The organism is Rhizobium beringeri (assembly GCF_004306515.1).
In the GTDB taxonomy this organism is placed as follows: Bacteria; Pseudomonadota; Alphaproteobacteria; order Rhizobiales; family Rhizobiaceae; genus Rhizobium; species Rhizobium beringeri.
In genome coordinates this window covers 2,935,605-2,948,413 of the sequence record NZ_SILG01000001.1, presented here as the reverse complement: position 1 = coordinate 2,948,413, position 12,809 = coordinate 2,935,605, and the positions used below count along the sequence as shown (strand labels likewise).

The following is a 12,809-nucleotide window of genomic DNA, read 5'->3' as shown; positions in this document are numbered from 1 at the left end:
CCCTTATCCTTAGAATCCCTGCAGCGGCCCGTCATCCAACGGGCCGTTTCTCTTTTCTGCTTCAGCTGCGATTGTCGCCGAGAAGGCTGTTATAAACGGCGCCGATCGCGCTCGCTTCCTTCTCCAGCGCGAAATTCGCCCTGACATGCCGCAGCGCATTCTCGCCATGTGCGATCGCCAGAGCGGGATCTGCGATATAGGGCGCGATTGCCCGCGTCAGCGCCTCGCCATCGCCGGCGGCGACGACCGAACCCGTCTCGCCCGTGACGATGAGCTCGGCATAGGCGCCCGCATCCGATGCCACCACCGCGGTGCGCGAGGCCATGGCTTCGAGCGGCGTCAGGCCGAAGCCCTCGTTGCGGGAGGGGGCGACGTAAAGCGTCAGGCGGCGATACCAGATCTTGATGTCACGCACTTCGCCGAGAAAGAGGATACGGTCGCTCAGCCCGGCGGCGGCGACATCCGCCTTGAGTTTGTCTGCGAATGCCGCGTGCTCCGCCGTCACGCGGCCGGAGACGACCGCCGTCCACTCAGTATGCTGCGGCAGCAGTTCGATCATCGCCCTGACGAAAAGATCAGTGCCTTTCTGGTGGCGCACACGGCCGAAGCAACCGACCAGATGGCGGCCGGGCATGCCGGTGGCGGCGATGCCGTCCTCTGCGGTTTCCGGCGGATGGAAGAGGGCAAGGTCGACGCCGTGCTGGATGACCGTGTGCGGCACATCGAGGAACGAGCCGGAACGGTCGCTGGTCGCGATGACGGCGTCCATGCGGCGGATCAGCCATTTCGTATAGGCGGTGTGGCGGCGTTGCGCGGCCGAGGTGAAGAGAAGCTTCAGCGGGATGCGCGCGAGATGGCGAAGCAGGATGCCGAAGGCCATCTCATTGTTGCGGCGCGCGTGCCAGACACGCCGGCGCCGGCGCGCCGGCGGGCGCCAGAGGCCAAGGAGCTGCCGCCACTTAAGTTTCGGCAGGTCCTCCGGCAGGCCGGGGCCGAGTGTCGCGATCTTGATGCCGAGCCGGATCTGGCATGGGATGAGCTGGACGATCGTCGACGTGACGCCGGAGAGCCGGCGCTTGAAATTGGGCGCAATGATCTCGACGTCACGGATATCGGGCAAGGGAGGGGTCTCGCGGCTGGCGGGCGATCAGCCCCAGGAAACCTGGAGGATTTCGTAGGCCTTGGAGCCGCCCGGCGCGTTGACCTCGATGGAATCGCCGACTTCCTTGCCGATCAGCGCACGGGCGATTGGCGAGGAGATGGAGATGCGGCCAGCCTTGACGTCGGCTTCCTGGTCGCCGACGATCTGGTAGGTCTTTTCTTCCTCGGTGTCCTCGTCGATGAGTTTCACCTTGGCGCCGAACTTGATCTTGTCGCCCGACATCTTGGTGAGGTCGATGACCTCGGCGCGCGCCGTCAGGTCTTCCAGCTCGCTGATGCGGCCTTCATTGTGGCTCTGGGCTTCCTTGGCGGCGTGGTATTCGGCGTTTTCGGAAAGGTCGCCATGGGCACGGGCTTCGGCGATCGCCTCGATGATTCGGGGGCGCTCCTCCTGCTGACGCCAGCGCAGCTCTTCCTGCAGCTTGACGAAACCGCCCGGTGTCATCGGTACCTTTTCAACCATTTTTCTGTCCTTCAATCCTCGTATCCACACAATCAGCGGCGAACACAAAAGAAAACAGGTCCCGAAGGGGAGCTTCGGAACCGTGCCACAATCTTAGTCGGACGCTTATAGCAGATCGCCAAGGCCGATTTCCAGAAAATTCGCATAAAGGAAACGCGGCCCGCCCCGATATCCGGTGGTGCGCCTTGAAAATGGGCAGAAATCGGATCGTCCTGATTGACTTTGCATACAAGAACATATAGTGAACATACTAATGAAGAAGTCGCTCACAGAACGCTTGGCCATCCTTTCCGATGCTGCGAAATATGACGCTTCCTGCGCTTCCAGCGGCACGGTCAAACGTGATTCCCGGGCAAGTGGCGGGCTCGGTTCGACAGAGGGATCCGGCATCTGTCATGCCTATGCCCCGGACGGGCGGTGCATTTCGCTTCTGAAAATACTGCTGACCAATTTCTGCATCTACGACTGCGCCTATTGCGTCAATCGTTCGTCGAGCAATGTCGAACGGGCGCGCTTTACGCCCGAAGAGGTCATCTGGCTGACGCTGGAATTCTACCGCCGCAACTATATCGAAGGCCTGTTCCTTTCCTCCGGCATCATTCGTTCGTCCGATTACACGATGGAAGAGATGGTCCGCATCGTCCGCGAACTGCGTGTGACCCATAATTTCCGCGGCTATATCCATCTGAAATCGATCCCCGAGGCGTCGCCGCGTCTGATCGAGGAGGCGGGGCTTCATGCCGACAGGCTGTCGCTCAACATCGAGTTGCCGACGGATCACGGCATCACCCGCTTCGCGCCGGAAAAGAAGCCTGCCAATATCCGGCGATCGATGGGAGATCTGAGGCTGAAGATCGAGGCCGCCGGCGAACCGACGCTGCGGACGAAGAAGCGTCAGCGTTTCGTACCGGCCGGCCAGAGTACGCAAATGATCGTCGGCGCCGATGGCGCGAACGATGCGACGATCCTTGCGACCAGCGGCCGGCTTTACAGCAGCTACGGCCTGAAGCGCGTCTATTATTCCGCCTTCAGCCCGATCCCGGACTCGTCGAAAAATCTGCCCCTGATCAAGCCGCCGCTGATGCGCGAGCACCGGCTCTATCAGGCCGATTGGCTCTACCGATTCTACGGTTTTGGCATCGACGAGATCACCGCGAACCAGGCGGGCGGCATGCTTGATCTCACCCTCGACCCCAAACTTGCCTGGGCGCTCGCCAACCGGGGCGAATTTCCCGTCGATATCAACAAGGCCGAGCGTGAACGGTTGCTGCGCGTGCCCGGTCTCGGCACAAAGACAGTCAAAGCGATCGTTTCGGCCCGACGTTTTCGCCGGTTGCGGCTGGACGATCTTTCGCGGCTCGGCATTTCGATCAAGAAGGTTCAGTCCTTCATCTCGGCGGAAGGCTGGTCGCCGCGCCGATTGATCGAGCGCCCCGACCTTCGCGCCATGTTCGAACCGCAACCCGAACAATTGTCGTTGCTGTGATGCGCCGGGTCGTGCTTGCAGGACGCGGGGAGCTTGCCGAATGGCGTGATGCCGCGCGCGCTTTCGCGGCCGCGGGCATCCTGCCGGAAGAGATCGATTGGTGCGAAAAAGGCGCGGAGGCGGACCTTGCGTTTCAACGCGACGCCATGCCGCCGGCGCCTGTCATGGCACGCAAGCCGATGACGGTGCCGCCCGCCTTCATCGAGCTCGCGCAGACAGTTCTCTGCCATTCCGACCCGGCGCGCTTTTCTCTGCTTTACCGTCTGCTCTGGCGGCTGCAACTGGACCGGCAACTGCTTGAAGTGGCTTCCGACGAGGACGTCGCCCGTGCCAGGCTGATGGCGAAAAACGTTCGACGCGACGCGCACAAGATGATGGCCTTCGTCCGCTTCAAGGAGGTTGGTGCGGTATCGGCCGACCGTCGAAAATTCTTCGCCTGGTTCGAGCCGGATCACCATATCGTCAGGCGCACAGCGCCTTTCTTCCAACGGCGCTTCACCGATATGGACTGGCTGATCGCCACGCCTAAGGGTTCGGCCGCCTGGGACGGCGAGCGGCTGACGATGAGCGACGAGCCATGCGAAAAACCCAATCTCACCGATGCTGCCGATGAACTTTGGCGCACCTACTACGCCAGCATTTTCAATCCGGCGCGGTTGAAGCTGAAGGCGATGCAGGCGGAGATGCCGAAAAAATACTGGAAGAACCTGCCGGAAGCCGATCTCATCCCTGGGCTGATCGCATCGGCGGAGAGCAAGGTGCGGGCCATGGCCGCACGAGAGGCGACCCAGTCGTTGCCCTTTCACGATCGCCTGCAGGAAGCCGCGCGCACTATTCCTGCCGAGCCCGAAGCGCCGGCGGGCACGCTGGAAGCGCTGCGCGCGGAAGCTGCCGCCTGCACCCGTTGTCCGCTTCATGCGAAGGCGACGCAAACCGTATTCGGGGAGGGGCCGCGTGATGCCGAGGTGATGTTCGTCGGCGAGCAGCCGGGCGACCAGGAGGATATATCAGGGCGCCCCTTCGTCGGTCCCGCCGGCAGGCTCCTCGACCAAGTGATCACTGAAGCGGGCATCGATCGCTCACTGCTTTACGTCACCAATGCCGTCAAACATTTCAAATATGAGCCGCGCGGCAAGCGTCGCATCCATCAGAAGCCCAATATGGGCGAGGTGAAGCATTGCCGCTGGTGGCTCAATCTGGAGATGGCGCTGATCAAGCCGAAGCTGGTCGTTGCGATGGGGGCGACGGCGCTTTCGGCGCTGACCGATACGAAACAGCGGCTGCAGGATGTCAGGGGGAAAGCGATCGCGATCGACGAGAGGCGAACGCTCTTTGTGACCGTGCATCCATCCTATCTGCTGCGTATTCCAGACGAGCGGCTGAAAGCGGAGGAACTGTCACGATTTCGCGAAGATATGGCAACAATTCAGCGCCTTATGCTGGCAGCTGCATAAACGGATTCAATGGCAAGGCTGGCGCCACCGCTCAGCGAGCGATGGCGTTCCGTATCTCAGGCGAAATAGCTCTGCAGCGGCCGCACTTCCAGATTGCCGGCTTTCAGCGCCTTGATCGCCTGGGCGGCGGCCTCTGCGCCTGCCATCGTCGTATAGTAGGGCACCTTCTGCATCAGCGTCGCACGGCGCAGCGACTTGGAGTCCGAGATCGCCTTGTTGCCATCGGTGGTGTTGATGACGAGCTGGACCTGGCGGTTGCGGATCGCGTCCTCGATGTGCGGACGGCCTTCGAGCACCTTGTTGATCTTGGTGGCGGTGATGCCGTTTTCGCCAAGGAAGCGGGCAGTGCCGCCGGTCGCCAGCACTTTGAAGCCCTGCTCGACGAGGATGCGGATCGCCGGCAGCACGCGCGGCTTGTCCGCGTCGCGGACGGAGACGAAGACCGTCCCGTCACGCGGCAGCTCGACGCCGGCGCCAAGCTGTGACTTGGCGAAGGCCAGCGCAAAATCAGTATCGAGGCCGATGACTTCACCCGTCGAGCGCATTTCCGGGCCGAGCAGTGTGTCGACGCCGGGGAAGCGGGCGAAGGGGAAGACGGCTTCCTTGACGGCGATGTGCTTCAGCTTGCGCGGATCGGGCTTTTGCCCATAGGCGGCGAAGGTCGCATCGAGTTTCTCGCCGGCCATGACGCGGGCGGCGATCTTGGCGATCGGCGCGCCGATGGTCTTTGCGACGAAGGGCACGGTACGCGAGGCGCGCGGATTGACTTCGAGAACGTAGACGGTGCCATCCTTGATGGCGAACTGGACGTTCATCAGGCCGCCGACATTGAGCGCCTTGGCCATGGCCTTGGCCTGGCGCTCCAGTTCGTCGAGCAGTTCGACCGACAGCGAGCGCGGCGGCAGCGAGCAGGCGCTGTCGCCGGAATGGATGCCGGCTTCCTCGATATGCTCCATGATGCCGGCGACATAGACGTCGGTACCGTCGGAGAGGCAGTCGACATCGACTTCGATGGCGTTGCTGAGATAGCTGTCGAAGAGCAGCGGGTTCTTGCCGAGCAGGGTGTTGATCTGGCCGGTCTTGTCGTTGGGATAGCGCTGCTTGATATCCTCAGGCACGAGTTCAGGCACGGTATCGAGCAGGTAGCTCTGCAACTGGCCTTCCGAATGCAGGATCTGCATGGCGCGGCCGCCGAGCACGTAAGAGGGACGCACGACCAGCGGGAAGCCGATTTCGGTGGCGACCATGCGGGCCTGCTCAACCGAATAGGCGATGCCGTTGTTCGGCTGGTTGAGGTCGAGCTTCATCAAGAGCTTCTGGAAGCGGTCGCGGTCCTCGGCAAGGTCGATCATGTCAGGGGCGGTGCCGAGGATCGGGATGCCGTTCTTTTCCAGCGCCTCGGCAAGCTTCAGCGGCGTCTGGCCGCCGAACTGGACGATGACGCCGACGACTTCGCCCTTTTCCTGTTCTGCCCGCAGGATCTCGATCACGTCCTCGGCCGTCAGCGGTTCGAAATAGAGGCGGTCCGAGGTATCGTAGTCGGTCGAAACGGTTTCCGGGTTGCAGTTGATCATGATCGCCTCATAACCCGCATCCTTCAACGCGAAGGCGGCATGGCAGCAGCAATAGTCGAACTCGATGCCCTGGCCGATGCGGTTCGGGCCGCCGCCGAGGATGACAACCTTCTTGCGATCAGACACTTCAGCCTCGGAGCGGGCGGCGCCGACAAAAGGCGTCTCATAGGTCGAATACATATAGGCGGTCGGCGAGGCGAACTCGGCCGCACAGGTATCGATGCGCTTGAAGACAGGCCGGACGTTCAGGCTGTTGCGGAATTCGGCGACTTCCTTCGGGCGCTTGCCGGTCAGCGTCGCCAGGCGCGCGTCGGAAAAGCCCATGGCCTTCAGCATGCGCAGGTTAGCGGCATCCTGGGGCAGGCCGTGCTCGCGGATGCGGGCCTCCATCTCGACGATCGCCTTCAGTTCGGCGATGAACCAGGGGTCGATCTTGCAGCCTTCGTGGACTTCGGCTTCACTCATGCCCTGGCGCAGCGCCTGGGCGACCATGCGCAGGCGATCGGGCGTCGGTGTGCCGATTGCGGCGCGGATGGCGTTCTGGCTGGATTCGCCCTCTTCAAAGCCGGGGATCTCGATCTCGTCGAGGCCCGTCAGGCCGGTTTCCAAGCCACGCAGCGCCTTCTGCAGCGATTCGGCGAAGGTGCGGCCGATCGCCATGACTTCGCCGACCGATTTCATCGCGGTCGTCAGCACCGGCGAGGCGCCGGGGAATTTCTCGAAGGCGAAACGCGGGATCTTGGTGACGACGTAGTCGATCGACGGTTCGAAGGAGGCAGGCGTTGCACCACCGGTGATATCGTTATCCAGCTCGTCGAGCGTATAGCCGATGGCGAGCTTGGCGGCGATCTTGGCGATCGGGAAGCCGGTAGCCTTGGAGGCGAGCGCCGACGAACGCGAGACGCGCGGGTTCATTTCGATGACGACGAGACGGCCGTCCTTCGGATTGACGGCGAACTGGACGTTCGAGCCGCCGGTCTCGACCCCGATCTCGCGCAGCACCGCGATCGAGGCGTTGCGCATGATCTGGTATTCCTTGTCCGTCAGCGTCAGCGCCGGCGCGACGGTGATCGAATCGCCGGTGTGGACGCCCATCGGATCAATGTTCTCGATCGAGCAGATGATGATGCAGTTGTCCGCCTTGTCGCGAACGACCTCCATTTCATATTCCTTCCAGCCGAGCACCGATTCCTCGACCAGCACTTCGGTGGTCGGCGAGGCATCGAGGCCGCCGCCGACGATCTCGAAGAATTCCGAGCGATTGTAGGCGATGCCGCCGCCGGTGCCGCCGAGCGTGAAGGAGGGGCGGATGATCGCCGGCAGGCCGACATGGTCGATCGCCTGGGCAGCGATCGCCATGGCATGGCTCATGTAGCGCTGCTTGCGGTCGCTCTCGCCGAGGTTCCACTGATTTTCCAGCTCGTCCAGCGCCTTGTCGAGATCGGATCCGGAGAGGCTTTCGCGCAGCTTGTTACGCTCGGCCTCGTGCGTCTTGCGGTCGAGGTCCTTGATGTCGGTGGCGTTCGCCAGCATCGAGCGCGGGGTTTCAAGCCCGATGCGGGCCATCGCCTCGCGAAACAGCGCGCGGTCCTCGGCCATGTCGATGGCGGCGGGCTTGGCGCCGATCATCTCGACATTGTAGCGGTCGAGCACGCCCATGCGCTTCAGCGAAAGCGCGGTGTTCAGCGCCGTCTGGCCGCCCATGGTCGGCAGCAGCGCATCCGGGCGCTCCTTGGCGATGATCTTGGCGACGACTTCGGGGGTGATCGGCTCGACATAGGTGGCGTCGGCAAGGCCCGGATCGGTCATGATCGTCGCCGGGTTGGAGTTGACGAGGATGACGCGGTAGCCCTCCTCCTTCAGCGCCTTGCAGGCCTGGGTGCCGGAATAGTCGAACTCACAAGCCTGGCCAATGACGATCGGTCCCGCGCCGATGATGAGGATCGATTTGATATCTTGGCGCTTCGGCATGAGTGCTTCCGTTTTCTGGCTGCGCAGAAAGCCGGCCAGGGTGGGAGATCACCGGGTCGGGTCGCGCATGCTGGGTCTTTTCAGGCTAGAAGCGGCTTATAGGCAAATGTATTTGCAAACGGAACCCCATAAATCGCGGAATCGACAGGAATCCAACACGGCGCGAAAGACTATTTCCCGTCAGGCACGACCACCACCCGGATTTCGCCGCTGCCCTGCTTCCAGAAGAGCTAAAGCGGGAGTCCCGTCAAGCGTTTGGCGCGTCTTCTTTACGTGAAGCGGCGGCGCACATCCTCGGCATAGCTGCGACTAACCGGGATTTTCGTGCCGTCGCGGGTGAGGATCAGCAGCCTGCCATTGTCGCGTTTCAGGCTTTCGACATGGGCGTCGGCCACCCAGTGCGAGCGATGAACGCGAAGGCCCGGCGTTGCGGCGGTTTCCTTCAGCGCATCGGCGAAACGCAAGAGCACCAGTTCGCGTCCGCGGCTCGTCACCACTTCGGTATAGTGATCCTGGACGGAGAGGCGCAGCAGCGGGCCACGATTCTCAGGCTTGAGCCGGTCGAGGATCGAGACGCCGTGGCTGGTTTCCTCAGGTGCTGCGGCTTCGGCGATTTTCTGGCTCATCGCCATGTAGGTCAAAAGGCAGAAGAGGGCGCAGAGCGGCACCGCAAAAAGCGCGCGCTGCAGGCCGCTTTGCAGCGTCGTCGTTTCGCCGGTGAAGACATAGTCGACGAGGCCGATGGCAAAACCGATGGGCAGGGCGGCGGCGAGCGAGCCCGTCATCATGCGGGCGAACATGGAAACGATCACCTCCCGCAGCAGTCTTTCGGCCGCAACCGCGCAGAGGATGGCGATCACCCAGGCAAGGGCATGCAGGGTCAGCCAATAGGCGAGGCGCTCGCCGAAGGCCATGCTTTCCATCGTGCCGTAGGGACCGGTGAAGGCAAAGAGCAGGACGATCGCGGCAAAGGTTCCCCAGAAACGCCGGGAGTGGAGAAAGACCTGCAATTCGCGAAGCGTGGATTGCAAGAAGGGTTGAATCACGAAGTTTTCCTGCCGTTCGCGCGGTTTGGATTGAGACAGATGAAGTCTTGGCGGAAAGAGTGATCGAATTCAACCGGATGCCGCTGATGACCCTCGAACCGCTCCTCGATGCTCCGTTCGCCGTTCAGATCCATGTCGCCGCTGTTACGCCGGCGGCACTTCTCGGTGCCTATATCCTGCTGCGCCCCAAGGGCACGCCGCTGCACCGGCTGCTCGGCAGGATCTGGATAGCGCTGATGGTTGTAACGGCGACATCAAGCTTCTTCATTCATGAGCTCGATCTCTTCTACGGGTTCAGCCCGATCCATCTTTTGTCGATCGCAACACTGTTGGGCAGCTGGAATGCGATCGCGGCGGCTCGTCGCGGCGATATCCGTCTGCACAAGCGCATCGTCGCCGGGCTTTATTTCGGCGGCATCGTCCTTGCCGGCCTGTTCACTTTCGTGCCTGGCCGGATCATGCATGCGGTCATCTTCACCGGTGCGGAATGGCCGGCTGTCCTTGCTGCGGCGGTGATCGGCTCGATCCTGATCGCGATCATGCTGCGCCGCCGATGCGGGGGCTTGATTGCCCGATGAAGTCGCTGGAATTCCAGCCGCCGACGGATATATAGACTCCTTGAGTGCAAGCACAGGCATTGCCGGGGAGAGCGAAGATGGAATGGAGAGGCCGGCGTCAGTCCGATAATGTCGAGGATCGCCGCGGCGATCCGGGCGGCGGAGGTTTCGGCCGCGGTGGCGGCTTCAATTTTCCTTCCGGCGGCGTTCGCCGGGCCGGTGGCGGCCTCAGCATCGGCACGATCATCTTCCTCGTCGTCATCTATTTTATCTTCAAGATGATGGGCATCGACCTGTTGCAGGTGCTCGACACCGGTGGCACGACGAGCGGCCCCGGCTACGAGCAGAGCCAGTCCGGCGGAACGCGCACGCCCGCCAATGACGAGATGACCGCTTTCATGCGCACCGTTCTTGCCGAGACCGAGGATACCTGGCAGGGCATCTTCCAGGCGCAGGGCCAGAATTACGAGGAGCCGCGGCTCGTGCTGTTCTCGGGCTCGACGGCATCAGCCTGCGGCTCCGCATCATCTGCAACAGGCCCGTTCTACTGCCCCGGCGACCACAAGCTCTATCTCGACACCGAATTCTTCCAGGAACTTTCCGACCGCTTCGGCGCGTCGGGCGATTTTGCCGAGGCCTATGTCGTTGCCCACGAGGTCGGCCATCACGTGCAGAACCTGCTCGGCATCCTGCCGAAGTTCAACCAGGCCCGCCAGCGCATGAGCGAGGCTGACGCCAACAAGATGTCGGTGCGCGTCGAGCTGCAAGCCGATTGTTTCGCCGGCATCTGGGGCAAATATACCCAGCAGAAGGGTCTGCTGGAGTCCGGCGATCTGGAGGAGGCGCTGAACGCCGCCCAACAGATCGGCGACGATACGCTGCAGAAGCGGTCGCAGGGCTATGTCGTGCCGGAAAGCTTCAACCACGGTACCTCGGCACAGCGCGTCAAATGGTTCAAGCGCGGCTTCGACAGCGGCCAGCTGTCAGCCTGTGATACGTTCTCCGGCCCGATTTGAGGGCTAGAGATGAAGGGGCGCATGGCACAAAGCACATCGCAGCCCCTTCCATCCCTTGCCTACTTCTCGCTGTCCATATGCTGCAGCATATGCTCGGGATAACGCCCACCCGCGGCCGCGTCTTTCGGCACGGCGCGTTCGATGATGGCGAAATCTTCTGGCGACAGGTCGACGGCGCGTGAGCCGAGCGCCTCGGTCAGTCGGTCGCGGCGGCGAGCGCCGAAGATCGGGACGATATCCTTGCCCTTGGCAGCGACCCAGGCGATGGCGATCTGGGCGACAGAGACGCTCTTTGCCTGGGCAATCTCACGCAGCTTCTCCACCAGAGCGAGGTTCTGCTCGATATTGCCTTCCTGGAAGCGCGGGCTGTAGGCGCGGAAATCGCCGGCCGTCCCACCCTGGCCCTTTTGCCAGTGGCCGCTGATCAGGCCGCGCGAGAGCACGCCGTAGGCGGTGATCGAAATGCCGAGTTCGCGTGTCGTTGGCAGGATCTTCTCCTCAATGCCGCGCGAGATCAGCGAATATTCGATCTGCAGGTCGACGATCGGGGCAACAGTGGCGGCGCGGCGGATCGTGTCGGCACCGACTTCCGACAGGCCGATATGCCTGACATAACCTGCCTTGACCATGTCGGCGATGGCGCCGACCGTGTCCTCGATCGGCACGTTCGGATCGAGGCGGGCGGGGCGATAGATGTCGATATAGTCGACGCCGAGGCGCTGCAGCGTATAGCTGAGGAAGTTCTTCACCGCGACCGGGCGGGCGTCGATGCCGCTCCAGCCGCCGACGGGATCGCGCAGGCCGCCGAACTTGACGCTGATGACGGCGTCCTCGCGCCTGCGGCCTTTCAATGCCTCTCCGATCAGTATTTCATTGTGGCCCATGCCATAGAAATCGCCGGTGTCGAGCAGGTTGATGCCGGCATCGAGCGCGGCATGGATCGTCGCGATGCTTTCCGCGCGATCGGAGGGGCCGTACATGCCCGACATGCCCATGCAGCCGAGGCCGATGGCCGAGACATCGGGTCCGGTCTTTCCCAAACGATAGGTCTGCATTGTCTTCTCCTTCTTCGGCGCCGGAGTGGCGCTGCGGGACGCCGTTTTACCGCTTTCGCATTTGTGCGATAATCCGGATAGTGTCGAACGGGCCGTACGGAAAAATGCACAATGAACGATCTTCCCCTGAGTGATCTGGATGCCTTCACGGCAATTGCAAGGGAGCGAAGCTTCCGCGCCGCCGCCCGCAAGCGCGGGGTTTCAGCGTCTTCGCTGAGCGAGTCGCTCAGGCGGCTGGAGGAGCGGCTCGGCGTGCGCCTGCTCAACCGGACGACGCGTAGCGTCACGCCGACGGCCGCCGGCGAACGATTGTTGGCGCAGCTGGCGCCGGCGCTCAGTGAGGTCGCGGCCGCACTCGGGGCGCTCGACAATTTCCGCGACAGGCCGGCCGGTACGCTGCGGCTCAATGTGCCGACGATCGCGGCGCGGCTGTTCCTGCCCGACATTGCTTGCCGGTTCCTGAAGCTTTATCCCGAGATCGAGCTGGAGATCGTCGCCGAGGATAGTTTCATCGACGTGCTCGCGGCCGGTTTCGATGCCGGCATCCGCTATGACGAGCGCATCGAGCGCGACATGATCGCTGTGCCGATCGGCCCGCGCCGGCAGCGCTACGTCACCGCCGCTTCGCCGGCCTATCTCCAGGAAAGGGGCGTACCGCAGCATCCGCGTGATCTGCTGGAGCACAGCTGCATCCGGCACCGTTTCCTCAGCGGGGCCGCGCTCACCTGGGAATTCGAGCGCAGCGGCGAGACTCTGGCCATCTCGCCGAGCGGTGCGCTGACTTCCAATTCGATCGAGGTGGAGCTTGCCGCGGCGATCGCGGGACTGGGCATCATCGGCTCATTCCAGGAGCTCCTGGAACCGAGCCTCGCCTCCGGTCAACTGGTTGCTATCCTCGACGATTGGGTCAGCGAATTTTCCGGCCCGTATCTCTACTACGCCAGCCGACGGCATATGCCGGCACCGTTGCGAGCCTTCGTCGATTTTCTGAAGCTGGAACGGCAGCGCGCTCCCTCCGGTTGAGGC

10 protein-coding genes are annotated in these 12,809 nt (G+C 62.6%); 5 read left to right on the top strand and 5 right to left on the bottom strand.

Going from position 1 to position 12,809, the window contains the following annotated elements; all coding sequences use genetic code 11:
- Positions 1-61: 61 nt before the first annotated feature.
- Both ELH03_RS14915 and greA read right to left on the bottom strand, forming a co-directional pair.
- The gene (locus tag ELH03_RS14915; RefSeq protein WP_130766465.1) at positions 62-1,120 is read right to left on the bottom strand and encodes a glycosyltransferase family 4 protein; all 1,059 of its coding nucleotides are present in this window, start codon (positions 1,118-1,120) and stop codon (positions 62-64) included.
- A 27-nt stretch (positions 1,121-1,147) separates the two neighbouring features.
- Positions 1,148-1,624: a transcription elongation factor GreA gene (gene greA / locus ELH03_RS14910; protein WP_003541639.1), complete on the bottom strand. Its 477-nt coding sequence runs from the start codon at positions 1,622-1,624 to the stop codon at positions 1,148-1,150.
- A gap of 253 nt (positions 1,625-1,877) precedes the next feature.
- Between greA and ELH03_RS14905 the strand changes: the two genes are divergently transcribed.
- Together ELH03_RS14905 and ELH03_RS14900 are read left to right on the top strand one after the other, a co-directional pair.
- On the top strand, positions 1,878-3,110 hold the full coding sequence (locus ELH03_RS14905) for a putative DNA modification/repair radical SAM protein (RefSeq protein ID WP_128405532.1): 1,233 nt from the start codon (positions 1,878-1,880) through the stop codon (positions 3,108-3,110).
- On the top strand, positions 3,110-4,564 hold the full coding sequence (locus ELH03_RS14900) for a UdgX family uracil-DNA binding protein (RefSeq protein WP_130766464.1): 1,455 nt from the start codon (positions 3,110-3,112) through the stop codon (positions 4,562-4,564). The genes ELH03_RS14905 and ELH03_RS14900 overlap by 1 nt, the downstream gene beginning before the upstream one ends.
- A gap of 56 nt (positions 4,565-4,620) precedes the next feature.
- Here ELH03_RS14900 and carB read toward each other — a convergent pair whose 3' ends face one another.
- Positions 4,621-8,109: a carbamoyl-phosphate synthase large subunit gene (gene carB / locus ELH03_RS14895; RefSeq protein ID WP_128410855.1), complete on the bottom strand. Its 3,489-nt coding sequence runs from the start codon at positions 8,107-8,109 to the stop codon at positions 4,621-4,623.
- A 269-nt stretch (positions 8,110-8,378) separates the two neighbouring features.
- Positions 8,379-9,155 (bottom strand): LytTR family DNA-binding domain-containing protein, encoded by a 777-nt coding sequence (locus tag ELH03_RS14890; protein ID WP_128410854.1) that lies wholly within the window; start codon positions 9,153-9,155, stop codon positions 8,379-8,381.
- 47 nt (positions 9,156-9,202) lie between these two features.
- On the opposite strand from ELH03_RS14890, the gene ELH03_RS14885 reads away from it, so the two are divergent.
- Entirely contained in the window at positions 9,203-9,733 is a 531-nt protein-coding gene (locus ELH03_RS14885; protein ID WP_128410853.1) for a DUF2306 domain-containing protein, read from the top strand.
- A 77-nt stretch (positions 9,734-9,810) separates the two neighbouring features.
- The gene (gene ypfJ, locus ELH03_RS14880) at positions 9,811-10,728 is read left to right on the top strand and encodes a KPN_02809 family neutral zinc metallopeptidase (RefSeq protein WP_128410852.1); all 918 of its coding nucleotides are present in this window, start codon (positions 9,811-9,813) and stop codon (positions 10,726-10,728) included.
- 59 nt (positions 10,729-10,787) lie between these two features.
- Here ypfJ and ELH03_RS14875 read toward each other — a convergent pair whose 3' ends face one another.
- Positions 10,788-11,783, bottom strand: a complete 996-nt coding sequence (locus ELH03_RS14875; RefSeq protein WP_130766463.1) for an aldo/keto reductase — start codon at positions 11,781-11,783, stop codon at positions 10,788-10,790.
- Positions 11,784-11,894: 111 nt separating this feature from the next.
- Between ELH03_RS14875 and ELH03_RS14870 the strand changes: the two genes are divergently transcribed.
- Complete coding sequence (locus ELH03_RS14870) at positions 11,895-12,806, top strand: LysR family transcriptional regulator (protein WP_128410850.1); 912 nt, start codon at positions 11,895-11,897, stop codon at positions 12,804-12,806.
- The last annotated feature ends 3 nt before the right edge of the window (positions 12,807-12,809 follow it).

Bases quoted from the DNA above. Each gene is read 5' to 3' on its own strand.
- greA (WP_003541639.1), bottom strand. From the start codon at position 1,624: ATGGTTGAAAAGGTACCGATGACACCGGGCGGTTTCGTCAAGCTGCAG.
- ELH03_RS14905 (WP_128405532.1), top strand. From the start codon at position 1,878: ATGAAGAAGTCGCTCACAGAACGCTTGGCCATCCTTTCCGATGCTGCG.
- ELH03_RS14900 (WP_130766464.1), top strand. From the start codon at position 3,110: ATGCGCCGGGTCGTGCTTGCAGGACGCGGGGAGCTTGCCGAATGGCGT.
- carB (WP_128410855.1), bottom strand. From the start codon at position 8,109: ATGCCGAAGCGCCAAGATATCAAATCGATCCTCATCATCGGCGCGGGA.
- ypfJ (WP_128410852.1), top strand. From the start codon at position 9,811: ATGGAATGGAGAGGCCGGCGTCAGTCCGATAATGTCGAGGATCGCCGC.
- ELH03_RS14875 (WP_130766463.1), bottom strand. From the start codon at position 11,783: ATGCAGACCTATCGTTTGGGAAAGACCGGACCCGATGTCTCGGCCATC.
- ELH03_RS14870 (WP_128410850.1), top strand. From the start codon at position 11,895: ATGAACGATCTTCCCCTGAGTGATCTGGATGCCTTCACGGCAATTGCA.